This window comes from Lachnoclostridium sp. An181, assembly GCF_002160325.1.
Classification (GTDB): Bacteria; Bacillota; Clostridia; order Lachnospirales; family Lachnospiraceae; genus An181.
On sequence record NZ_NFKJ01000002.1, the window covers coordinates 57,940 to 81,583 of the forward strand.

27 protein-coding genes and 2 pseudogenes are annotated in these 23,644 nt (G+C 43.3%); 3 read left to right on the forward strand and 26 right to left on the reverse strand.

Translation table 11 applies throughout. From position 1 onward, the window contains the following. Window positions 1-5: 5 nt before the first annotated feature. From B5F18_RS01495 to yqfC, 9 genes are all read right to left on the reverse strand, one after another. Window positions 6-188: a DUF4250 domain-containing protein gene (locus tag B5F18_RS01495; RefSeq protein ID WP_087155898.1), complete on the reverse strand. Its 183-nt coding sequence runs from the start codon at window positions 186-188 to the stop codon at window positions 6-8. A 17-nt stretch (window positions 189-205) separates the two neighbouring features. Beyond that, window positions 206-751, reverse strand: coding sequence for a 5-formyltetrahydrofolate cyclo-ligase (locus tag B5F18_RS01500; RefSeq protein ID WP_087155899.1), 546 nt, complete (start codon window positions 749-751; stop codon window positions 206-208). Beyond that, window positions 729-950, reverse strand: coding sequence for a DUF896 domain-containing protein (locus tag B5F18_RS01505; RefSeq protein ID WP_087155900.1), 222 nt, complete (start codon window positions 948-950; stop codon window positions 729-731). The genes B5F18_RS01500 and B5F18_RS01505 overlap by 23 nt, the downstream gene beginning before the upstream one ends. 87 nt (window positions 951-1,037) lie before the next feature. Continuing rightward, the gene (locus B5F18_RS01510; protein WP_087155901.1) at window positions 1,038-1,400 is read right to left on the reverse strand and encodes a hypothetical protein; all 363 of its coding nucleotides are present in this window, start codon (window positions 1,398-1,400) and stop codon (window positions 1,038-1,040) included. A 57-nt stretch (window positions 1,401-1,457) separates the two neighbouring features. Then, a complete protein-coding gene (locus B5F18_RS01515) occupies window positions 1,458-3,146 on the reverse strand; it encodes a putative polysaccharide biosynthesis protein (RefSeq protein ID WP_087155902.1) in 1,689 nt (562 codons plus the stop codon). A 19-nt stretch (window positions 3,147-3,165) separates the two neighbouring features. Continuing rightward, window positions 3,166-3,660: an rRNA maturation RNase YbeY gene (ybeY, locus tag B5F18_RS01520; protein ID WP_087155903.1), complete on the reverse strand. Its 495-nt coding sequence runs from the start codon at window positions 3,658-3,660 to the stop codon at window positions 3,166-3,168. Then, complete coding sequence (locus tag B5F18_RS01525) at window positions 3,657-4,649, reverse strand: PhoH family protein (RefSeq protein WP_087155904.1); 993 nt, start codon at window positions 4,647-4,649, stop codon at window positions 3,657-3,659. Before B5F18_RS01525 ends, ybeY begins: the two co-directional genes overlap by 4 nt. After that, window positions 4,650-5,897, reverse strand: a complete 1,248-nt coding sequence (locus B5F18_RS01530; protein WP_087155905.1) for a sporulation protein YqfD — start codon at window positions 5,895-5,897, stop codon at window positions 4,650-4,652. It abuts the gene before it with no gap. A gap of 9 nt (window positions 5,898-5,906) precedes the next feature. After that, window positions 5,907-6,203 (reverse strand): sporulation protein YqfC, encoded by a 297-nt coding sequence (gene yqfC, locus B5F18_RS01535; RefSeq protein ID WP_204217049.1) that lies wholly within the window; start codon window positions 6,201-6,203, stop codon window positions 5,907-5,909. Window positions 6,204-6,326: 123 nt separating this feature from the next. On the opposite strand from yqfC, the gene B5F18_RS01540 reads away from it, so the two are divergent. Next, entirely contained in the window at window positions 6,327-7,283 is a 957-nt protein-coding gene (locus B5F18_RS01540) for an L-lactate dehydrogenase (RefSeq protein WP_087155907.1), read from the forward strand. A gap of 12 nt (window positions 7,284-7,295) precedes the next feature. Here B5F18_RS01540 and B5F18_RS01545 read toward each other — a convergent pair whose 3' ends face one another. The 5 genes and pseudogenes from B5F18_RS01545 to B5F18_RS01565 all read right to left on the reverse strand — a co-directional run. Further along, entirely contained in the window at window positions 7,296-7,967 is a 672-nt protein-coding gene (locus tag B5F18_RS01545) for a YkgJ family cysteine cluster protein (RefSeq protein WP_087155908.1), read from the reverse strand. Then, the gene (locus B5F18_RS01550) at window positions 7,964-9,994 is read right to left on the reverse strand and encodes a HelD family protein (RefSeq protein ID WP_087155909.1); all 2,031 of its coding nucleotides are present in this window, start codon (window positions 9,992-9,994) and stop codon (window positions 7,964-7,966) included. The genes B5F18_RS01545 and B5F18_RS01550 overlap by 4 nt, the downstream gene beginning before the upstream one ends. 115 nt (window positions 9,995-10,109) lie before the next feature. After that, window positions 10,110-11,057 (reverse strand): hypothetical protein, encoded by a 948-nt coding sequence (locus B5F18_RS01555; protein ID WP_087155910.1) that lies wholly within the window; start codon window positions 11,055-11,057, stop codon window positions 10,110-10,112. Further along, window positions 11,054-11,527, reverse strand: coding sequence for an RNA polymerase sigma factor (locus tag B5F18_RS01560; RefSeq protein WP_087155911.1), 474 nt, complete (start codon window positions 11,525-11,527; stop codon window positions 11,054-11,056). Before B5F18_RS01560 ends, B5F18_RS01555 begins: the two co-directional genes overlap by 4 nt. Window positions 11,528-11,830: 303 nt before the next feature. Next, window positions 11,831-12,193 (reverse strand): annotated as a pseudogene (locus B5F18_RS01565) (DUF4368 domain-containing protein); the annotation flags it as partial. A 146-nt stretch (window positions 12,194-12,339) separates the two neighbouring features. Between B5F18_RS01565 and B5F18_RS01570 the strand changes: the two are divergent. Further along, window positions 12,340-12,636, forward strand: a complete 297-nt coding sequence (locus B5F18_RS01570; protein ID WP_242955774.1) for a cupin domain-containing protein — start codon at window positions 12,340-12,342, stop codon at window positions 12,634-12,636. On the opposite strand, the gene B5F18_RS12480 is transcribed toward B5F18_RS01570, so the two are convergent. The 3 genes from B5F18_RS12480 to B5F18_RS01585 form a co-directional block, all read right to left on the reverse strand. Further along, window positions 12,628-12,927 (reverse strand): hypothetical protein, encoded by a 300-nt coding sequence (locus B5F18_RS12480; protein WP_087155912.1) that lies wholly within the window; start codon window positions 12,925-12,927, stop codon window positions 12,628-12,630. The genes B5F18_RS01570 and B5F18_RS12480 overlap by 9 nt on opposite strands. A gap of 316 nt (window positions 12,928-13,243) precedes the next feature. Then, window positions 13,244-13,990 carry an SDR family NAD(P)-dependent oxidoreductase gene (locus tag B5F18_RS01580; protein ID WP_087155913.1) on the reverse strand — a complete coding sequence of 249 codons (747 nt, stop codon included), beginning with the start codon at window positions 13,988-13,990 and terminating at the stop codon, window positions 13,244-13,246. A 103-nt stretch (window positions 13,991-14,093) separates the two neighbouring features. Then, the gene (locus B5F18_RS01585) at window positions 14,094-14,627 is read right to left on the reverse strand and encodes a putative ABC transporter permease (RefSeq protein WP_087155914.1); all 534 of its coding nucleotides are present in this window, start codon (window positions 14,625-14,627) and stop codon (window positions 14,094-14,096) included. A 154-nt stretch (window positions 14,628-14,781) separates the two neighbouring features. Here B5F18_RS01585 and B5F18_RS01590 point away from each other — a divergent pair, with 154 nt between their 5' ends. Continuing rightward, window positions 14,782-15,093, forward strand: coding sequence for a heavy metal-binding domain-containing protein (locus B5F18_RS01590; protein WP_087155915.1), 312 nt, complete (start codon window positions 14,782-14,784; stop codon window positions 15,091-15,093). Window positions 15,094-15,165: 72 nt separating this feature from the next. On the opposite strand, the pseudogene B5F18_RS01595 reads toward B5F18_RS01590, so the two are convergent. The 9 genes and pseudogenes from B5F18_RS01595 to B5F18_RS01635 all read right to left on the reverse strand — a co-directional run bounded on the left by B5F18_RS01595 (window position 15,166) and on the right by B5F18_RS01635 (window position 23,530). Beyond that, window positions 15,166-15,826: pseudogene (locus B5F18_RS01595) on the reverse strand (TrmH family RNA methyltransferase). 45 nt (window positions 15,827-15,871) lie between these two features. Beyond that, window positions 15,872-16,708, reverse strand: coding sequence for a carbohydrate ABC transporter permease (locus B5F18_RS01600; RefSeq protein ID WP_087155916.1), 837 nt, complete (start codon window positions 16,706-16,708; stop codon window positions 15,872-15,874). Beyond that, a complete protein-coding gene (locus tag B5F18_RS01605) occupies window positions 16,708-17,574 on the reverse strand; it encodes a carbohydrate ABC transporter permease (RefSeq protein ID WP_087155917.1) in 867 nt (288 codons plus the stop codon). The genes B5F18_RS01600 and B5F18_RS01605 overlap by 1 nt, the downstream gene beginning before the upstream one ends. 13 nt (window positions 17,575-17,587) lie before the next feature. After that, a complete protein-coding gene (locus B5F18_RS01610; protein ID WP_087155918.1) occupies window positions 17,588-18,859 on the reverse strand; it encodes a sugar ABC transporter substrate-binding protein in 1,272 nt (423 codons plus the stop codon). A gap of 118 nt (window positions 18,860-18,977) precedes the next feature. After that, entirely contained in the window at window positions 18,978-19,952 is a 975-nt protein-coding gene (locus tag B5F18_RS01615) for a Gfo/Idh/MocA family protein (protein ID WP_087155919.1), read from the reverse strand. A 13-nt stretch (window positions 19,953-19,965) separates the two neighbouring features. Next, complete coding sequence (locus tag B5F18_RS01620; RefSeq protein ID WP_087155920.1) at window positions 19,966-20,622, reverse strand: DUF3592 domain-containing protein; 657 nt, start codon at window positions 20,620-20,622, stop codon at window positions 19,966-19,968. Further along, window positions 20,619-21,125: a GNAT family N-acetyltransferase gene (locus B5F18_RS01625; protein WP_087155921.1), complete on the reverse strand. Its 507-nt coding sequence runs from the start codon at window positions 21,123-21,125 to the stop codon at window positions 20,619-20,621. The genes B5F18_RS01620 and B5F18_RS01625 overlap by 4 nt, the downstream gene beginning before the upstream one ends. A gap of 124 nt (window positions 21,126-21,249) precedes the next feature. Next, window positions 21,250-22,104 (reverse strand): hypothetical protein, encoded by an 855-nt coding sequence (locus B5F18_RS01630; RefSeq protein WP_087155922.1) that lies wholly within the window; start codon window positions 22,102-22,104, stop codon window positions 21,250-21,252. Continuing rightward, window positions 22,097-23,530 (reverse strand): FAD-dependent oxidoreductase, encoded by a 1,434-nt coding sequence (locus B5F18_RS01635; RefSeq protein ID WP_087155923.1) that lies wholly within the window; start codon window positions 23,528-23,530, stop codon window positions 22,097-22,099. The genes B5F18_RS01630 and B5F18_RS01635 overlap by 8 nt, the downstream gene beginning before the upstream one ends. Window positions 23,531-23,644: the final 114 nt, after the last annotated feature.

The following is a 23,644-nucleotide window of genomic DNA, read 5'->3' on the forward strand; positions in this document are numbered from 1 at the left end:
TTTTTCTATTCAAATTGGTTCTTCTTCTCATTGTATTCATAGTCAATGTCAGCCAATCTGCTCACGATTGTCTTTCTGTCCACCTGCATATCCTCGCACAGCGCGTCCAAAGTCGGATAATAATCTCTAAGTTTTGTATTCACCACACCAAGCAGCATAACTGCATCTTTTGGCAACTGTTCAAACATATTTTTCCTCTTTTCTTCTAATAAATGGTACTCTCTGTAATAAGTATATCCGGCCGGATGTCGTGTTCTTCTGCCGGGACCTCCCTAAGCACCTGGAATTCAAAGGCAAGAGCTGCCTTTGGCATGTCCGGATGCGCCTTTAAATAGGCATCATAATATCCAGCCCCGTATCCAATCCGGTTTTTCTTTCTGTCAAACGCCACCCCCGGCATCACCATAAGCATCCCTTCGGAAAAAATCTGTTTTCCTGCCGTTGGTTCGCACACGCCAAAAGTGCCTGGAGCTGTTTCGTTAAAGGAGCAAATCTCATAGAATTCCATTCTTTTCCCTTGTACTTTCGGAATCCCGACCTTTTTATTTTGCTCCCAGGCTGCGCGGATGATCTGTTTTGTACAAACTTCATTTTTCATATCCATATAAACAAGGATTCCATTTGCATGTAAAAAGAGCGGATGAGCGATAAGCCTTTCACAAATAGCCCGGCTTTTTTCCATCCACTCCTGTTTTTGCATTGCCAAACGCGCTCTTTGCATCCGCTGCCTAATTTCCCGTTTTCTTTCCATATTTTTCACCAAGATTCACAATGGTTCCGTCTTTTTCCTGTATATTGATATTATTAAGCTCACTGCGAAGATTTCTCCGGATTGCCTCCAGATATTCCTGGCGCAGCAGTTTCTGCTCCTTTTTCTCCTTTTCGGTCAACCCCTCTGCTTTGGACTTTCTGTATAATTCATTGATTCTCTGAATCTTTTTTTCATCCATGTCTATCGTTTCCCTTTCTAAAATCCAATTATCCAGTATATCTTACACTAAAACATCGGGGAAGTCCATAGGGAAAAGACAGACCTGTCAGCTTGAGTAATTTTCAAGGAATCCGTACACATCTTTGAGACCTTCCACTTCTTTTCCTTTTTCCACTTCTTTTTGCACATCCAAAGGCAACATATCCACGCGGATATTTGTATATTCATAGAGACTTTTCTTATCTGATCTGTAGACAACCACATAGCCGTTCAGGGCACAGATATAGTAAGTCTCCTCTGCACTCGCCTGCCCGTCTGTTGTCACCGTCTCTATCTTTTGTTCCCGTGTCTCCAACTTTGCCTCGTACTCCTGTTTCACTTTGTTGTATCCCATCTGGTAGGCCCCGCTTAAAGCAGCCATTAAAATGGCAAGAGCAGCCAAAAAGCCGATACCGTATTTTGCTTTCATCGGAAATCTCTCCTTTTTTCATACAGTATCGGCTTCTTTTTCTGTCTTTATACAAATTTATCTTTCTTGATCCTGTTTTGTCCGAAGAAGATGCAGTTTCCGGCCAATCCGTGCGATCACATCTCCTTTTGGCATGGATTTAAGCTCTGCCTCAGTAAGACCTCCAAATATTAAAAGTGCTGCTCCGTACACAGCAACCGCAACGATCAGTGCAAGGATGGTGGCGATCGTCTGTCCTGTGGCTGCACACAAAAGCACGTAAACACCAAATGTTGCAATGCCCATCACCAAAGAAGCACCAAGCGGAATGAGAAAAGTCTTCTTTACTTCCTGTTTATATCCGATGGCCTTGCGGATTGCAATCTGGTTTAACACACACATACTCAGTGAGAAAATAATGTTTGCCCCCACAAGCGCGTATACATTCCAGTGCAGCACAGCCAGCATGATAAAGAGCCCCACAAGATGGATACCAAGTGAGATCGCTGCATTCTTTACCGGTGTCATCATTCTGTTGATTCCCTGCAGCACTGCATTTGTCACTGTGGACAGACAGAAAAATACAATGCTGACAGCTCCGATATGGTGCATCATTGCGGGGGTATCAATATCTCCCTGGTGATACAGAAGAGACAAGATTGGCTTTGACATGATCGCAAGTCCCACAAAGCTTGGGATTGCGATCAGCATGGCAAACCGGATGACAAGATGTACTTTTTTTAGGATCATATCCTTGTCCCCTGTCGTGACCGCTGCCGTAAGACTTGGCATCATAGAAACGCCAAGCGCATTGGCCATGGCAAGCGGAACATTGATCCATGTGTTGTACTTTCCGCTGAAAATCCCCCATAACGCCACATATTCCTTCTCCGCCATTCCCTGGGCGCTCATCACGTTATTGAAGATCACTACATCAAAGGACTGGCTGATATTATAGAGTGTTGTACTCAAAAGTACAGGCGCACACGTAAGAAGGATGATCTTGATCAATTCCCCTCTTTTTTCTTCGTATGTAGTAAAATCTCTCGCCAGCCGTCTTGCCAGCATTTTCTTTCTGTATCCGTATATCAGTATTCCAAGAAAAACAAGAGCCGCCGTCGCCCCAAGCACTGGTCCTAATGTTGCACCAGCTGCACCGTACGCTGCAGATAAAAGCGGTTTCTTCTGTTCCTTTGCTATAGCAAGTCCCATCCTGATAAAAATGCTTGCACCAAGAATCGCAGCTGTTGCATTGACGATCTGCTCAATGACCTGGGAAACTGCTGTAGGCACCATATTCCCAAGCCCTTGAAAATACCCTCTTAACACAGCAATGGTGGAGACTACAAAAAGTCCCGGTGCAAGAAAACGCAAAGGGTACGCACTGTACGGCGATGACAATAAATGTGTGGCGATCAAATCTGCTCCAAAAAAGAAGACAAGCCCAACAACCACGCCCACTGCCATGGCCAGGATCAATGCAGTCTTAAAAAGTTTCCATGCATTCTTTCTCTCCCCTTTTGCAAGTCTTGCTGACACAAGTTTTGACACTGCCAGCGGCATGCTGTATGACGTCAAAAGCAGGGCAAGCGCATAAATTTCATATGCTGTCCCATAATATCCCTGACCTTGGTCTCCCAATATATTGTTGACCGGTATCCGGTAAAATAAACTGATCAGTTTTACGACAATCCCTGCGGCCGCAAGAATTGCACCTTGTGCCAGAAACCCTCCTCCGTGGTCTTTTTTCTTTTGTCCAGTTCCCATAACACTCTCCTTTTCCCTCTTATCTGGAAATCCCAAGATTTTCTAAAATTTCTCTTTGCTTTTTCTCCATCACCGCCCGCTCCTCTTCTTCCATATGATCATATCCAAACAGATGGAGCATGCTGTGGGCAATGAGAAATGCATACTCCCTTTTTACAGAGTGGCCATATTCTTGTGCCTGGCTTAATACCCTTTCCTTGGAAACTGCTATGTCTCCAAGAACAAGTTCTCCTGTATCCGGCTCAAAATACACATCCTCTTTTTCCAGAAAATCAAACTCTCCTGCGTGTTCATACTCGATCATCGGAAAAGAGAGCACATCTGTAGCCCTGTCTATGCCGCGGAACTCTTTATTGAGTCTGTGGATTCCCACATTGTCGGTGAGCAAAAGATTGACAGACAGTTCATAAGGGCACCCTTCATAGTCTGCTGCCGCCTCGATCACCTGTCCGGCAAGACCCTCGGCGTCAAGAACAAGCTCTCCTTTTCCTTCTTCTTCAAAATAGATGGTCATCGGCGCACCCTCCGTTCTTTCTTCTTGACACTTTTCTTCTCCTCATAAGACTCATACGCCTTTACAATCTTTTGCACAAGCGGATGGCGCACAACATCCTTGGAACTTAGATTGCAGATTTGAATGTCTTCAATTGACTTGACGACCTGAATGGCAACATCCAGACCGGATACCTGCCCGGAAGGCAGGTCCTTTTGGGTGATATCCCCGGTAATGACTACTTTTGATCCAAAACCAATACGGGTCAGGAACATTTTCATTTGCGCAGGTGTCGTATTTTGCGCCTCATCCAAAATGATAAAGGCATTGTCCAGTGTTCTTCCCCTCATATAAGCAAGAGGGGCCACCTCGATAAGTCCTTTCTCCGAATTTTTTATAAAACTCTCGGCCCCCATGATCTGATAGAGTGCATCATAGAGCGGACGAAGATACGGATCGATCTTGCTTTGCAGATCTCCCGGAAGAAATCCTAATTTTTCCCCTGCCTCAATAGCCGGTCTTGTGAGAATGATCCTTCCTACTTCATTGTTTTTAAAAGCAGTGATGGCCATAGCCATGGCAAGGTAAGTCTTCCCTGTTCCCGCAGGTCCAAGTCCGAATACGATCATATTCTTTCGGATAGCATCCACATACTGCTTTTGGCCGAATGTCTTTGGCTTGACAGGTTTCCCCTGCAGCGTGTGGCAAATAATGTCCTTATCGATCTCTACCACATTTTCCCCTGTGTCCTCCATGACAAGGGAAAGGATGTAGTTGACATTCTGTTCCTGTATCTGATTCCCTCTTCTGGACAGCTCCAAAAGCTGGGAGAGCACTTCAAATGCCTGCTCTACCTGGCGGCTTTCACCGAGGACTTTTACTTTTCCGTCCCTGGGAATCAGGCTTACGTGCAGTGTGCGCTCAATCTTTTTCGCGTACACGTCAAACTGCCCAAAAATATTTTTTTCATGTTCCGCAGGTATTTCTATCATTTTCTCGAGAATACTCATTTACGGTTCTCCTTCTGTCTTGTTTTCTTTTTGTTCTACCGTCAGGATTTTTGTGTCCTGTTTTTCATCAGATGCCGGCATGTTCACTATTAACGTGCCTTTAGCACATGAAACACCATTATCCTTGTATATTTTAACATCATTTTCAAGAATTTGAACCCCCCTTTTCTTTAAATCCATGCAAAACCTGGAAAAATCATCACTTAAAATTTTTTGGATTTCTTTGTCCGCGTACGCCATCTCTTTTGTTTGATATGGTATAATCCCATTTTTTTCCAGATAAATTGGAAGTTCAAAATGTTTTCCCAGTTTCAGCTGTCTTTTTTCACACCAGATCTCTGCTTTGTCATAATCGTTTTTAGAACTCCCAAAAGAAAGTATCCATTTTCCAATCCTCAACCTGTATTCCTTTCGCTCTATTCCATAATATTCTTTTTCCATATATGTATTTTTTATACTGTTCTCATAAGGAATGGATGTCTCCAGAAAAATATCTGCATCCGCGACCTGATACTGATAGTCCACCACAGTTTTACTGTCATCCAGAACATCCACCCGTCCAAGGACCAGAATATCTCCTTTTTTCACCTCATCACCTGTCTGCACCTGCGGCGTTCCTTTTCGCGTCACAATAGACGATACCTTTCCATCGCAGGGGGCAATGATATCTTTTGGCGTAGTATCTTTTGTCACTTGTGTCTCTTTTATCGTATCTGAATTTTCTTTTACCTGGATTTTGAGCCTGCTGCCCTCCAAAGACGCTGAAACCCAGATAATATCATCAAAATTTGCTCTCAATTCCCTGACGATTTTGGGACAGTCCACATCCGCTCTTCTCATTCCATGGCGCACATCCTGTGATTTTAAATATTCCAGTATCATTTCATCTGTCTGCGAATAATTTCCCGTGATTTGAATATCCCAAATAAAAAGCGAAAACACATAGATGAGCAGAAGGCAGAAAAATCCTCCAAAGAAAAATATTTTGCGCTTTCTGTATCTATGCAGAAAAAACGGGATTCCTGATTTTTTTAAAATCACAACTTTTGTGCCTGTCTTTTTCAAAATCGGAGTCAGTTTCTGAAATCCGGAAACACTGATATACATTTCATAGGCATCATTTGCGGGCACCAGCCCCCAAAGTGAGATTCTGCGATGTTTACAAAGGTTCAGAAACCGCTCCGGTGAATATCCGCTCACCCGAATTTTCATATATCCCTGTAGATAACGGATCAATCTGATAAGCATGAAAATCCCTCAATTTCTTATTTCATTTTGATATTTGATCTCTTTTATCAGTCCGTTGATCTTCATTTCGTCGTTCATGTAGTACGCAATCCGAAGGTTTTGACCGACAACCTGCAGATTTCCTATTTTTGTCTGAACACGGATAAATGTCTCTGTGTACTCCAGAATCCCTCTGTAATTTTCTATATAAAGTTCTTCCTGTCCGGTCATTGTCAGCACCGGAACTCCAAGGACGACGTCTTTTGGCATGTTGGTCATATCTGCGACTTTTGACTTCAGCTGCTGTCTTGTTTCCCTTTTTCTCATACCCGATGCCATACCTATACGTTTATTAATTCAATATATTAGAGAAAGAAACTTTTTAGAACTTCTTCTTTACAGCACCGCAGTAAAGTGATAGACTAATCAGCAACACAAGGAGGTATCGACATGCAAAAAATAAAAACCAGAAAAATTGTCATCATCGGCGCCGGACATGTAGGTTCACACTGCGCCATGTGCCTGATGCTGCAAAATGAAGTGGATGAGTTGATTTTGATCGATAAGGACAAAGATAAGGCTGCCATGCACGCGCTTGATCTGGACGATATGGCATCCAGCCTTTCTGGAAATTTCACGGTTCGCTCCGGAGATTATGAAGACTGTCAGGATGCGGACATTGTGGTGATGGCTGCCGGAAAAAGCAGAGAACCCGGGCAGACAAGACTGGATATGTTTGAGGATTCCATCCATATGATCCAGGAGATATCGAAACCTTTGAAAGCATCCGGCTTTTGCGGCATTCTCATCAGCATTTCCAACCCTGCGGACATCATCGGTGATTACTTGAGAAAACAGCTTGGACTTCCAAGAAATCAGGTCTTCAGCACCGGGACGGCCCTTGACTCTGCCAGACTGCGGCGTATGCTTTCTGAAATTCTTGGGGTTTCCAGAACTTCCATTCATGCTTACTGCATGGGTGAACACGGAGACTCCCAGATGATCCCTTTCTCCCATATCACAGTGCATGGACTACCACTTACTGAATATCTTGAAAGAGACCCGGAAGTAAAGAAACGGCTGGATTTCCAAACACTCTGTACCGATGTACGTATGTGCGGTTTCCGCATTCTGGACGGCAAAGGGTGCACAGAATTTGGAATCGGTGCGGTTTTATGCGATTTTGTCCGCGCCGTACTGCACGATGAAAAACGTATCCTTCCTGTGTCCGTTCTCCTGGAAGGTGAATACGGGGAAAGAGACATACCATCAGGTGTTCCGGCTGTGATTGGGAAAGATGGAGTGGAACACATTTTGGAAATCCAGATGACAAAAGAAGAAGAGGAGGCTTTCCACTCCTCCTGCAATGTCATACGTGGATTCGTTGAAAAAGCAGAAAAAATGTAAGCCCCCTCTTTTTTATACAGGGAATGAAATTCCCGTTTTCGATATAAATTCCTTCATGCGGGCGTAGAACTGAGGATAAAAATCCTCGCCCGTATGGAATGGATATACATAAAACAGATTTAAAAAGTAAAGATTTCTTGTGCGAAGGAGCTCTTCTCCTATCTCTTTGGCATCTTCCTGCAAATACTTTATGAGGTTATGCCATTTTAAGACATATGTTTCGTATTCTCCAAACGAAGGCACTCCCATCCACTTTTGAATCTTTACTTTTGTTTTGTTTGGTTTTGGACATTCATGCACCTGAAGAATATAGTAAAACCCATCCTCTTCATACACTCTTCCAAGAGGAAACAGTCTGCAAAGTCCAGGGCGGAATGCATGAATGGAGCATCTTTCATTTTCGTCAAGAAACGGACACCTCTCCTTGTCATCCATCCGGATATGGGGAAGGATCACCCCATCCTCCATGCCAAGTGCCGCCTCCCTTTTCAACAATGTCTCGAACCCAACGTGAAGATTCCCTTGCAGCATATAAATATCATAAGGTTCCAAAAGAATACTTTCCCCCATCTCCTGGCAGCAGGATGAACAGTCCTTGCAGTCATGACATCCTGCTTTTACCATGTCAGCGGAACGGTATTTACGCCCGTCGGAAATTTCATTTAAATCTACATTTTTTCTCATTGGTCATTCCCTGCCTTCTCTTCGTATTGGTACATGTACAGCTCGTGCAGTGCTCTTGTGGCGCAGATATATTCTGCCTGCCGGGTAAGCGCATCCTCTTTTGCGGGAAACAGTCCGAATACCTGGTCAAATTCCAATCCTTTCGCCATATAAAAAGTGGTCACAGTAATTCCTTTTTGGAACGAAGAACTGTCTCTGTCCATATAAGAAACTTCCAGGCCACAGTCTTTTAAGAAACGATAAATCTGCAACGCCTCTTCTTCTGTCAAAGTGATGACTGCACATGTTTCGTATGTTTCCGAGTTCCTTGATCTTTCCTCTATCCTTTTTAGAGCCTCTTTAAATTCAAAAAAACGTTCCTCTTCCACTGGTTTTCCATGGCGTTTTAGAAATTCTATACCTGTTATCCCGGAAAGTTTGGCCGCATATTCTGCTATCTCAATCGTATTCCGGTAGCTTTTGTTGATGACAATGGTTCGGATATCTTTCCCAAATATTTTCGGAAGAAATGTGGTCACATCCGCCTGTCTCTCATCCATGGTCTGCGCCCTGTCCCCCAATATGGTCATTCTGCACTGAAACAGTTTCCCAAGAATGACGTATTGAAGATAAGAATAATCCTGCATCTCATCAATGACAAGGTGACGGATATTGGCGTGCGCTTTGTTACCCAGGAGTCGGTATTTCAGATAAAGCATCGGATACACATCTTCGTACTCCAAAATCCTCTCTTTGACAGGAACATCCGGAAGAGATGCATAGCCATATGTGCAAAGAAACTGATTGTAAATTTCATACAAATCCCTCGTCACATAAAGACTTCTAAATTTTTCTGTCACTTTTTCCCGCTCTTCTTCCGGCAATGTCCGATCGTGCAGTGTCTCATACTCGTCAATCACATAATCTGCCACTGCCTCCATCCGAAGAAGCAGGGGAATATCCTGAAATTTAAAATAAAAAAGCCTGATCAATTCCTCTTCGGTTTTTTTCATGGAGTTGTATGTAATCTCATGAAAATCCATAAGCTCATCCTCCAGCATGGCCAGAAATCCTTCCATTTCTCCTACAAAGCCTTGGGACTGCTTTTTCTCGTGATCACTCTTTTTTTTGCCTTCTCTTATCTGCTTTTCTATCTGATGATACTTATCCTCACAGTCCGCAGCCACCTCCAGAAGTTCCCGGTATGCAAACAGATCAAAACTCATCTCCTGAATATGTTCCTCCCCAAGTTCGGGCAGAATATGGGAAATGTAATCGGAAAACACTCCGTTTGGGGAGAGGATCAGAATATTGGATGAGCGCAGATACTCCCTTTCATGATACAAAAGATAGGCGATCCTGTGCAGGGCAATGGATGTCTTTCCGCTTCCGGCTGCTCCCTGAATGACCAGTATTTTATCCAGTCGGTTCCGGATAATGGCATTTTGCTCCTTTTGAATGGTTCGTACAATATTTTTCAGCTGTACATCACCGTTTGCGCCAAGCTCCTGCTTTAAAATATCATCGTCAATCTTGATATCGCTCTCAAATGCATAGATCATCTTTCCGCCCCGGATCTTATACTGCCATTTTGCCCGGATATTCCCTTCCATTTTTCCGCCCGGCGCCATATAGAAAGCTGGTCCTTTGTCATAGTCGTAGAACAAACTGCTGACCGGGGCACGCCAGTCATAGATGAGAGGCGTGCCTCCTGTTCTGTCAGAAAAATTCCCAAGCCCAATATAGAATGGCCACTCCTCATCTTCACCATCGTAAATAAAGTCCACCCGACCGAAATATGGTGAGTCCAGCATCTTTACAAACTGCTGCCGCAAATGTATCTTCTCGTTATTGGCATTTACCTGCCCCAAAAGAGCCTGCTGATTGTCATAGTTTTCGTATCCATACTCATCCATCTCTGTATAGTTTTCCCAATAGTACTCGTGCATGCCCTCGATGTCTTTTTGTCCTTCCACGATTTCCTCATCCAAATGCAAAATCCGTTCTTTTAATTTGTCCGTTACTGTTGTCAAAAACTTGTCTTCCATTGCTGCCTCCAGAGGGGGATTTCCAGTATCTCCCCGCTATTTAAAAATTTTTATCTCGCTAGCTTTCCCCATTATACCGTCATCGATTCTTTTGGACAAGTACAATCGCAGCAATCTACTTAGAAACAGGTGTTCCATTGAGTGTAACCGTTTCGATTTCATCAAGATCGATAAATTCATCGGTCAAAATCCCAATACAGCACCTCCCCTCATTGTCTTCGGTTGTCATATATTCCCCTTTGTTTTTCCCCATTCCCAGCAAAGTGGAAAGATAGAGCTCCTCTCCATTTCTCATACGGATCCGGATATCCGCATCCTTCGATTCGTTCTCTCTTTGATAAATGCAGGTAACTCCCATAGGGGTGATCGTAAGCTCCATAAAATCTTTACATTCCGTATACGTTTTTACTTCATCCACTTGCTCTTCAATTTCCATCTCAAGCACCAGATACGACTCATTCTCCTCTGAATCAGTGCTTTCATTGTCTTCTTTTGTCTGCAGAAAAATCTTTGCCCTCTCATATGGGGCGGTATTGTCCTGCTTTCCTTCCATACTTATCAACTGAAAATACCACGTATCCTCATCCGAATATTTTTTCAGACATTTGGTATGGGTTGCACCTCCGCTTGGAGTCCCTTCCCCGTAAAGATTCAAAGACAGATAACTTTCATATTCTCCCATCTTCCTCATCCACTCCCTGCCCTCTTGGTCCAAAGTTTCCACTTTTACAAACACATTTGCAATGTTGCCGGTAAATGCACTGCTCTCCACAGACAGTCTTAAATGTTCATTTTCCACGCTTCTGGAAGGCTCATTGACTTCTTTCTCTATAATCTTTGCCGTATCCGGATAAATCTCTTCAAACCAGTTGTATTTTACTGCAGCAGCAGTACATGCTGTGACTGCCAGCATACAGATACAAAGCGATACCATGACGGTCTTCCATTTTCTTGAACAAAAAGAGCGATCTTGTCTCTTCTCCAGTTTTTCGTACACTCGTTTCTCCAGATGATCAGAAAAAGGAATCTCTTCATATGCTTGTTTTAAATCTTCTTTTTTCATGATGATTCCTCCCATTCTATTCTCAGTAATTTTCTGGCCCTCTGCAGCTGTGTCCCAACCGCGGTCTGGGAACGGCCAAGCAGCTCGGCGGTTTCTTTGATGGAGTATCCCTCTATGTAGTAAAGACAGATCACTTCCCGGTAATTAAGAGGAAGTGAAAGGACCATTTCCAAGATCTCGGAATGAAACGTCTCATTTGTTTTTCCTTTTTCTTCCCCAAAAACAGTTTTTCTCACCCAAGCGCTTTTCAACTCGTTCTTGCACTTATTTTTCGTCACCTTTAACAGCCATGCTTTTTCATGTTCTGCATCGCAAAAATCCGGCGCCTTTTGATAATAGGCAAGAAAAGCCTCCTGCACAACGTCCTCAGCGTCCTCCACGCGTCCCAGATAAGAATAAGCCATGTGGAGGAGAAGTTTTTTGTAATTTTCCATTGCATCTTTCAATCTGTCTTCTTTTCTTTTTTTCATAGCGTTCTCTCCTTACCTAAAACACAATTGAAGACACCATTTTTTCACACGTCCAATAAATTTTTTCTTTCATCACAAAATCGTCAAAATTTTCCTGTATTTATATGTCGGAAATTGTTTTCAGCAATTCTGAAACCACAACACTAAGACATGGAGAATGGCAATATGAAAAAAGGAAACCGAAAACTGGCCCAGGAACGAAAAAATCAAGAACAGATCAAAAAGATAAAGAAGTAATAGAAGTATAAAAAATTTTGCCGTTCCTATCCGGCGCTTGGCCATTGTGTCAGATAGATTGGACGGTTATTCTGGCAAGTCAATCTTGCCGACAAAGCTGTCATAAATCTCAATGTCCTGCCTGCGGGTTCCGTTCTCGTCATAGCTGCACTCATGCACGACGATTTTCTCAATCATTTCCCGCAAGAGGGTGGGGTAAGTTCCTCAAAGTCAAGGTGCTTTCGGACAATCCCCATAAACTTTTCCGCGTTGACGGTGGCCCTGCGACTTGTCCAGTTCGGCCTGTAAGGCAGCTACGCGGTCTTTCAGTTCCCGCTGCTCCTGCTCATAGCCTGCCGACAGTTCCATAAAACGCTCGTCGCTGATTTTGCCGTTCACATTGTCCTCATACAGCCGCTTGATAATGTGGCTCACTTCAGCAATGCGCTCCCTTTTAAGGGAACAGCATTTTCGGATAAAGGGCGGTAATGAAGTTTTTTCATTTTAATGGTTATCTCGTGTTTTGTGTCTGTGGGTGAAAAAATTCATTTTTATTTGGTATTATCATATCAAAATAAATACAAGGGGGAACCGATATGCTAATCAATTTCAATGAGATACCAGAGCGTACCGTACCGGAAATGAATAACGGCACCGGCGAAATGATTGCAAAAATGTTCATGGGCAAAAATGGAAAAATTATTCCTTGCCGTATTCATGCTGGCGGCTCAATCGGCAAACATAAGCACGAAACCAGCGACGATATAAACTATGTCCTGCCCGGGACAGGAGAGGCAATCTGTGACGGAGAAGTAGAAACCTTGATCGCCGGTTGCTGCCATATCTGTAAGAAAGTCTCGGATCATATAATGATTTTTGCCTGCTTACCGTAGTTGTAGAACGATAAAATACCTCGTTGTCCCAGCGGCCACGTTTCCCGGCGTGGCCGCTTTTTCCATGTCCCGGCTTACGGCGGATAAGTCGGTATAAACTGATTTAGGTGTATCTTGGTAACGGTTTAGATATATGTGGCGACTCCAAAAGAGCCAGTATTCTTCCAAAGTATCATAGTGATAGAAATCAGCCGAATACATATCCTGAATGCCGTACTTTGCAATAAAATCAGAGAAATTTTCCTGTATAGATAAATCCAGCAGATGTAGAGAGTCCAGCGCCTGCTCCAATTAAAATTGGATCTGCTTTCTCTATTTCATATTTTAATCAATGTGCCGCAAGACTTCAAATATTCCAGTGTTTCTTTCATGAGTAAGACTCCTTTCAAAATGCGGGTTATGTTTTTCATGTTTACGAGTATAATTATATCTCATAGGATTGATCATGAGGGACTGGGCACTTTGTGCGCCGCCGCAATACCGCAGAGCGGGAAAATACCTCATTGCGGCGTTGTGCATCCTTTTATTCTATAAGGGGAGGCATAAGGCCTTTCTTATAGAACAAAAAACAGGCTCCACTTGGAACCTGTTTTTTGTTCTCCTTTTCTTACGCACGGCATGCCCCATCAACAGAGAGAATCTCTCCTGTCACATAACTTGCCATATCGCTTGCAAGATACAGGAAAGCATTCGCCACCTCTGCCGGTTCCCCAGGTCTTCCAAAAGGTATCTTTTCTGAAATCGCATCGATCATTTGCTGTGGAAGGGCCGCAACCATATCTGTCTTTGTCACTCCAGGTGCCACTGCATTGACCCGGATATGATCCTTCGCCAGCTCTCTTGCGAGAGAAATCGTCAGTCCGTTTACAGCAAATTTGCTCGTCGGATACCCAACCCCTGCAGGCTGTCCGCTGATACTTACCATGGAGCTTGTATTTATGATCGTCCCTCCGCCTTGTTCTTTCATGATCTTCACGGTAGGGAGAATCGTATAAAACAGTGCATTCACATTCAACTTCATGATCTTGTCAAAGTCTTCTGCCTTGTATTCATAAATGGAAGTGCTCTGGGAAATCCCGGCATTGTTGACAAGAATATCTATTCTTCCCAACTTCTCCTTTGCCTCCTGCACAGCTTTTTCCACATCCGATGCATCTGCCAGGTTTGGGTACATGCCATAGACTTCATAAGAAGGATGTTCCTCCTTAATTTCTTTGACAGCGGCATCCACGGTCTCTTGCCTGGAGCCCCATAATACTACGCTTGCGCCCTGTTCCAAAAACTGTTCCACGACCGCTCGCCCGATCCCTCTTGTTCCTCCAGTCACAATCGCTGTTTTCCCTTTTAAAAGCATGATGTCTCCTCCTTTTTCTCTGTAAATTGAAACAATAAAACCTATTTTTATTATAACCGAATTTTTACCCTCTGTATATGAAAAAGGTTTCTGCTCGTCATACTTATTTTATCAGATATGTATAAATAATATCCAAAAGCAATACAACTGCCAATGAGCCTGACAGGACATTTAATTTTTTTGCGGAAAGTGGACGCACAATTTTTACAAACAGCGGCTGCAACAGATATAAAAATACCATTCCTCCGATACCAAAACGAATACTTGGATTTAACGCGATTCTCCCTTCAAAATTAAAAGCAAATCTAGTATAATCCCAAAGCCATCCTCCGCTTGTAAGCTCCATGATATAACTTGCGATCAACTCTACCACTGTGGTGATGACCACGATTCCGATAAAAACAAGCACTGGCGTAACATTGATCGTTCCAATCCTGTGTTTTTGCTCTTTCAGTTTTCCGAGCATCAAAATCAGTAGCAATGCGCCAAACCCGTAGACCACACAGTACGGTCCGAAAAGCGCCCCTCTGTTTGAAAATCCCCACCGATACACAACTACTTCGAGAAATACCTCATAGCACCAGCCGATCATGGAATAGAACATAAAATATAAGAAATATTCCTGTACTTTTTTCATAAATGTTTTCCTTTACTCCTTTTTCATTTGTGTCTTTCCATTATAGTCGAAACTTTTGTCGATGTACAGAAAATCTTAAGGATTTTTAAGGAATAATGTCTGTCTTTTTCTCCTGAGAATGGTACAATAGAAAAAAAATGAGGAGGTGTTCATTATGTTGATCGCAACTACAGAAAAAATTCCCGGAACAGAATATGAAGTATTAGGATTGGTAAAAGGGAGCACTGTACAGTGTAAAAATATTGGACGCGATATCGGAAGCTCATTCAAAAATCTGATAGGTGGAGAAATGGGTTCTTATTTAGAAATGCTAAATGAGGCGCGGGATATTGCACTTGGCCGTCTGGTCGATGAAGCAGAAATGATGCAGGCAGATGCCGTTGTCTGCCTTCGGTTTACAACCAGCGCGATTGCACCCGGAGCTGCGGAGATTATGGCATACGGAACAGCCGTAAAATTCAAATAAACCAATTTAAAAACTCGCATATGCCGTACTGATTTCCATCACAGCATATGCGAGTCTTTTTCTTTCTCTATATCACGATTTCCGTCCAAGCTGCCAAAAGGCTACTGCGCTGGCAGCGGCCACATTCAAGGAATCCACACCATGTGACATTGGGATGCGTACCGTGTAATCACAGTCTGCAATCGTCTTTTTTCAAAAAAGTCCACGGTATTTGAAAAACAGTTCCCATACTCACTCTGACTGCACGGCGATAAAGGGGATTGCTGCACCCTTGCGTGAGCAGCACCCCATCCATGCCAAGCGCTGCAGCAGAACGGAAAATGGCTCCCACATTTGTAGGGTTCATAACATTTTCCAATACAGCAATTCTTTTTGCTCCCATGCACACCTCCTCCATAGTCGGAAACTGCATGCGGCGCATCGCGCAGAGCATCCCTCTGGTAAGGCAAAATCCGGTCAGCTGTGTCAAAACATCAAATTCGGCCGTATAAACCGGAATCCGGCCGCACCGGTCGATAATTTCCTTTGCCTCCCCTTCTATCTGTTTTTTCTCAACTAAGATGGAGAGAGGGACATAACCCGCATCCAGGGCACGCGCAATTACCTTAGGACTCTCTGCGATAAACATTCCCTTTTGGGGATCATCTCGATTTAAAAGCTGGGCCTCTGTAAGTCTTGCATATACATCCAGATTGGAATCATTAAAATCTATAATTTCTATAATATTGGACATGTTATTCTCCCTTTTATCTCATATTATCTTCCTGATACTTCATGTCTATCCCTTTACAGAACCTTTTGTGATTCCAGAAATCAAATATTTTCTGAATATCAGTGCCGCAAGAGCCGGAGGGATCAATGCGATCATCCCGGCTGCCGCGATAAGCCCGTACTGAATCGTATCTTTTGTCATGAATTCTGACACCACGATTGCCATCGGTTTGGTCTCCATCGACGATGCCAGGATCAACGGAATCTGAAACTGACTCCAGGTGTTTAAAAACATAATCAAAGTTACTGACAGGATAATGGGATAGGAAATCGGCAATATAATGCGGAAAAAAGATGCCGCTCTTCCACATCCATCGATCATGGCCGCTTCCTCCAGTTCTTTTGGAATCGTTGCAAAATAATTTGATATCAGCCAGACTGCCATTGGCAGGTATGAGCTGACATACACTATACTGAGCCAAAAAATATCATCCAACATGTCTCCCACTGCAAACATCCGGTACAGCGGAATGATCGTCGCCATCACCGGAATCACCATAGTACAAAGAAGAAGGTTCTTGATCACTTTTCTTCCCCTAAATTCCATTCTGCTCAAAACATATGCGCTCAGCATTGCTATAGGGATTCCGATACACAATGTGATTCCTGTTGCCCGCAGCGAATTGTACATGCTCATAAAAAATCTGTTTCCTCTCTGTCCACCGGAAAACAATTCCGCATAATTATCAAATATTATTTTTTTCGGAAACAGATCGCTTGTCGGCGCAAACATGGCATGATCCGGTGTCACAGATATGACAAACGCCCAGATAAACGGCCCTGCTGTAACTAGCAAAAATATGATCAAGGCCATGATATAGCCTGTTCTTCTTGCATACTTCATCAGTATTCTACCTCCTTATTAAGGCTTCTTAAGTAGAAGATACCAAGGATCAGGGCAAACAGCATTACAATATATGTCATAGCACTGCCTTTTCCAAAATCCAGGAAAGTAAATGTAGTCAGGTAGCTTTCCATCAGGATGTTCTTTCCAAGGTCACTATAACCCGAAAGTGCAACAACTTCATCAAATACATTGATCGCGGTTACGGACGTGGACGTCAGCCCCACTCCCACAAACGGCAGCATCAGAGGTAGTGTAATGTGCCGGAAAATCTTCCATCCGGAACCTCCATCTATTTTTGCAGCCTCGTACAACTCTCCCGGTATGGACTGCCTTCCCGCCAGACAGACCAATGCCATAAAAGGTACGCTCCTCCAGACCACAACAATGGAAATCACAAGTAAAAGTGACCATCTGCCTCCCAAAAATTCAATCGGCTGACTGATAAATCCTATCCCAAGCAGCAGCTTGTTCAAGAAACCATACCCTGAAAAAAAGACAAATTTCCAGAGAATACCATTTACAAACGGAGGCAAAGCCCACGGCAAGATGGCCAGTGCCAGCAATAGCCCGGACCATTTCACATCAATCTTTAAAAAAGCAGCCACCAGGCACCCGACTATTGTCGTAAATACAACGACAAACAGCAGGATGAAGATGGTGTTTTGCATACTGTACCAAAAGGAATCTGACTGGAGAATATCCTGATAGTTTTTGATACCAATAAATCGGATATCCCCTGGTGCCGTCAATTTCCATTTTTTCAAGCTATATGAAAATGTAGCAATAATCGGATAAAATACTAACACACCCATGATCAAGATCATGGGTGTCAGCAATAGATAAGGTAATATCTTTTTCTTCATTTTTCTTCCTGTATTATTCGTTGATCAATTCTTCTAATGCAGATGCCATTTCATCATATGCCTGTTCTGCGTTCAGTTCACCAAGCGCCATTTTATTGATCGCATTGTACATTGCACTGCTCATCTGAGCATAGTAAGAAGGTACGCCGTTCGGGAACGGAGAGGACACGATTTTAGCCTGCTCCAGCATTGCCCCGGAATTCTGGATGGTTCCGTCATTGATCAGCTCTTCCAGGACAGAATTTCGGGTTGGGATTGCGCTGTTCGTCTTATTCAGCTGTTTCTGCATATCAGCGGAAGTATACCATTCCACAAATTTTTTTGCTGCCTCTTTGTTTTCGGAAAGTTTATTCACACCGATCGCCTCCGGCAAAGGCATTGTCTGCGCTGCTTTTCCCTCTTTGCCAGGAACCAGAATCGGTTGAATCTGACCAACTACGCTACAAAGCTCCTCATTCTGACTTCTGGAGACAAAGGATGTCGGACCTGTCAGAAAACTTGCTGTTCCGCCGCAGATTCGCATATATGCATCCATACCAGAGGATGTCTTATCTTCCGGTGCCACCAGCTCCTCATTGATCAGAGTTTCCATATATTTCAATGCTTCCAGTACAGATTCCTTATTAAATCTTCCATCCTCATTCCACACAACACCATTCATTGTATATGCCAGCCACATCAAACATGTGGAAGTTTTTTCCTCTGCATTTAACGCAATTGCAAACGGATGATCCACCGTTCCGGTTGATTTCAGTGCCCGGCAGGCTTCCAGTACATCGTCCCATGTCTGAGGCTCTTTTGTAATGCCCGCTTTTGCAAACTGCTCTGTATTATAATATGCCAGACGGTAGTCGTTTGCATATGGCATAGCGAGCACTTTGTCGTCAATCGTAAATGTCTCGATCGTCGGCATATCAGCCTTATCCTCATCAGATACTTCCAACGGCTCCAGCCAGTCTGCTGCGTAGAACTCACCAACCCATGACCAGTCGACTTCCACTACATCTGCCGCACATTTTCCTGCAGATGCAGCGGTAGCAAGTTTCTCACGGATATCATCCCAGCCCACTTCTGCAATCTCAACTTCAATCCCGGTTTCCTCCGTAAACGAAGCAAGCTGCTCATCGGTTGGCACTCCCCAGTCAGGAACCATGAATGTGATTTTATCTCCCTCTGTTTTTGTTCCACCTGCTGAATCTTTTTTATCTGCATTTCCAGCACATCCTGCGACCAAAGCAATACTCATAGAAAAAACCAACAGTGCACTAACCCATCTCTTTTTCATTGTTTTCCTCCTTTTTTGTCCACTATAATCAATTTTTAATTATAGTATTGCACAAAAACTGCTGTCAAATAGATTGTCTCTATCACCATAGTTATATATTGAAACTTTCTATGAATTGTTATTCCTTTTCCTGCGGATAAATAAGTCCCCACTGTTTTCGTAGTTCATCCATGAGCTCCATGACAGTGATGCTGTCGTCAAGCGGCATGGAATGGCTTTCTTTCTCTCCGGCGCGAATGGATTCCATACATTCCCTCACCTCATACTCATATCCGCTGATCTGCTCCGGTACAACTGTATGCTGTATCAACCGATCCTCTGTATCATAGACAGAAATACTTTGAGGATTGTTGATATTTTCTACTACGATATACCCTCTCTCCCCGTAAAAGATTCCTCTCCGGTCTGACCTTCCGTAAATACCGTGAGTCAGGACAGCCATCCGCCCATCCTTGTAGAAGAGCGTGATCGATTCCATGCCATCCACACCTGTCTTTGTCATCATCACAGAGGACTCCACCCGTTCAATGCCTGTTCCAAAGTGCATCAGCGCAAAATTCAGGCCGTACACACCTACATCCAGAAGTGCGCCTCCTGCCAGTTCCGGTTGCATGATTCTCTCTTTGTGGCTGATCGGATAGGAAAGATTTGCAGTCAGCGTGGAGACTTTCCCAATGATTCCAGATTCAAGAATCTCCTGAATCATGTCTTTTGCTGGCATATAGCGGGTCCAGATTGCTTCTGCTATAAAGACTTGCTCCTTTCTGGCCAACTCTGTGATCTTTTTTGCCTGATCGCTGTTTAAAGTAAATGACTTCTCGCAGAGAACCGGTTTTTTGTAACGGATACAAAGCTCCATATTTTCATAATGACAGGAATGCGGAGTAGCAATATAGATCAGTTCTACTTCCGAATCTTTGCACAGCTCTTCGTAGCTGCCATATGCGTTTTTAAAACCATATTGTTTCGCAAATTCTACCGCACGTTCTTTTGTCCTCGAAGCAGCGCCGTAGCATTCAACCTCCTCCATCTGTACCAATGTCTCTGCAAATTTCTCCGCCATGGCTCCGCAGCCTAAAATACCAATCTTCATATGTTCCTTCCTTCTAACACCGTTTTTTTCTTCTTTTTCTCTTCTTTCCTGAAAAGAAAACACTTTTTACACACAAGCTCAAACCTATAAGCAGGAAAAATGGAAACGCCACATGCGGAAGTTGAAAAGAAGATAGATAAACATATCCAAATGCAAAACATGTGATACCAAACATCAACCCCACAACATCTACGGTGTATTTTTTCTTTCTTTTCCGTACAAACAGGATCACACCTCCTGCCAACAGGGGAGCTGCGGCTAGTATACTTCCGACAAGTATCTTGATCTTACCATTGTCTGCCCAAAGAATGGCTGCATCCTGTGGGTTTTGTGGATTATAATAAATCTCTGACCTGCTGCCGATTTCCGGGACTTCACGTGTGCTATCGTAAATCCTGACCTGATACTCTTGTCCGTTTACCCAGTAATCATAAATCAACTGATAGTTGGACAGCCCCTGGTTTCTCCCTGCAACCTTAGACTCTCTGGCCGGTTGCAATGTATAATCCAAAAGACGTCCTTCCACCGTCTTATAAATTTCTGCTTTTTTGTTGTACTCAATGATTTCTTTCATACCATAATAAAGAAAAAGCAGTCCAGTCAAAACAAAAATCACTAAGACAAAAAATCCGGCTATCGCCGTTTTTTTGTGTCTTGCTCTTGACCTCATATCATCATTCCCATAATGTACAAATCATAGTACGTTCCATTGAGCAAGGTAGAGTTTTTACAGCATCCTTCAATGATGAATCCAAACTTTAAGTACAGGGAAACTGCCTTTATATTGTCTGCTCTTGTGTCCAGACGGATCCTTGTCGTCACCTTGTTCCCTTTTGCCCATGTGATCAGCCGGTCGATCAATTCTGTTCCAATCCCCTGTCCCTGATATGCTTTTGCAACGACAATGCCAAGTTCTCCCTCGTGCCTGGATTTGATTTTGTGGCTGGAATGAATGGTGGCAATTCCTGCAATTTTCTCCCCGTCCATTGCCATCAGCATAATATTGGTTTGGTTATCTTTCAGGGAACGGATTTCCTCTCTTTGTTCCTCCTCATTCATCGGATATTCATCCTTTTCAAAACTTAAGTAGCTTGTTTCTCCTCCCACTTCATTATAAAATGCAACGATTGCTTCCGCGTCTTCTTCCCTTGCTGTACGGTATGTAATATTCATCTTCCTATTCTCCTTTTCTTTTGAGTAGGCACAGCTGTCAATCCGATATCTTTCTTTTATCGTGACAGCTGTCCTGTGCAATGTCACTATTATATCCTTATTTCATGGACAGAACAATGAATTTTTATCTTTTCTTCATTTCATACTCAAACGCGGCTTTTTTTGTTTTCTTCTCAAACACAAGTTTTCCTTTATACGTCATAGAATAACTGGCATAACAGCAAACATTTTCAAGAATCCTTCGTGTCATATTCCCTTCATCGGGCGCACGCAAAGCATAGGCTTTGTCATCTAGAAGTTTCACTTTCAGCTCATATCCTCTCTGGCGGACGAAAAGCTCTCCTTTTTCCATTTTTGTAACTGCTGCACCAAGATAGGTTGCAAACCGATACTCCCGTCCCTTCCAATGAACAATTCCAATTGTTCCTGTAAACGAAAGTCCTCCAATGGGTACGGTCGCTGCTGCAAGAACAATACATCCCTCCTCAAAGAAACTTTGCGTCCAGACATATTTGTCCGGAAACGAAACGCCGCTATCGCCTTCCATGTATCCTTTTGCATTCTCCATGTCCAACTTTTTTGAACCAATCCAAAGATGTCCGTTGACCAGATGCTGCAAGCTGTAAACCGCATGTCTGCACTCCATCATTGGAATATGCCGAAACGGACCCATAATGTCGTACTTTGGCTTTACAAAACCATGAAATTGAAAGACGCCGCGAATTCTTGTATCTCCATCTTTCAGATTCAGATACATACCTTTTTTTGAAAAAACATTTTCTCCAATTTTCATGATCAGTTTCTTTCTGTTGATCCGAAACTGATGAATGGGGAATTCTACATTCCACGTTCCTTTTTCCGTAATTACCTGAACAGAACAAGACCTTTTTTGATTTGAGATATGCACGGCAGGAATCACGGCCACCGTCTCCGTTCCCGACTGACATCGAAAATACCATCCATAAAAAAACTTATTCATATTGAATCCCCTCCTGTGCCGGACCATCCAGAAGATTTCCATGGCAGTCAAAACGGGAGCCATGGCAAGGACATTCCCACGTCTTTTCATCCGGATTCCAGGCCACCTGGCACCCAAGATGGCAACATGCTGATTGTACCTTACAGTCTCTTTCTCCTTCCATTTTGTAAACTCCTGCCTTCCCGGTTTTTGTCTTTACAATACCCCCATGCCCAGTCTCCAATTCCTCTCTTGCTTTTTCCGGTACCTGAAAAAATCGTTTTGACAATCCATTCACCGCTTTTGCTCCATCCTTTAATATCTGCGGTACCTCCTCTGTGGAAAACCTTCTGGAAGAAAATGTCTTGGCATATGGATTTTCCACACCACAGATCATATCGCATAGGATCTTGGATGCCACCATGGATGAGGTCATACCCCATTTTTGAAATCCGGTCGCGACAAACCAACCCGGCCTTGTTTTTGCATATTTTCCCACGAATGGAACCTGGTCAGATGTAATACAGTCCTGAGCAGACCAATGGGCTACCTCCTTGGCATCCGGGAAAAATTGTTTTGCTTTTTGGCGTAACATCTCATACCTTTTTCCACCTGTATTTTCTCCTGTCCTGTGTCCTTGTCCACCAAAAAGGAGATACTTCCCATACCTTCGAAATGAATACGACTCCTCTCCGTCGCCGATATACATGCCATTGATCACCCCTGCATCTTCCAACGCCAGCACATATGAGCGTTCCTGGTGCATTCTCGTAAAATAAAGCCCCGGGAAATTAACAAACGGATAGTGTGTTGCAAAAACAATTTTATCTGCCTTCACAATTCCCTGTGCAGTTTGGATAAGATTCCCCTCTACCTTTCTTACCGGAGTATTCTCGTAGATCTCCAACTGTTCTGCAATTGCTTTCATAAATTTCAACGGATGGAACTGGGCCTGTCCCTCGAATCTGACCGCCCCTGCACAAGGAACCGGTATTTCTATATGCCGGACATAAGATGCTGCAATCCCAAGTTTAGCCGCTGCCTTGGCCTCATTCCTTAATTTTTTCTCATTTTTTGAATAGACATAAGAACTTGTCCTCTCAAAGTCACATTCAATGTTGTTTTCCTGTATGATCTGTTCATACTCTTCGATCGCTTTTTGGTTTGCCTGCACATACTGTCCTGCAGTTTTTTGTCCCTTTTTTCGGATAAATGCATCACAAAACAGACCGTGCTGCGATGTGATCTTTGCGGTCGTATTTTTTGTCTGCCCGTTTCCTATTCTTTTTGCCTCCAATACAACTGCATGGACGCTGGCTTTTTTCAGCTGATATGCGGTCAGGAGCCCTGCCATGCCTGCACCGATGACAGCCACCTCTGTCTGTATCTCTCTATTCAGAGTTTCTCTTTCCTCTATTGTGCATGTTTTCCTCCATATAGATTCCATCTGATGTCTCCTGTTTCCTTTTTTCTATAAGATTTCCCATAAGAGACAATTTATTCCACCCGGAAGATTTTATTGTCTTATCTCTCCTAATAGCATAAAAAATACCGCACATCT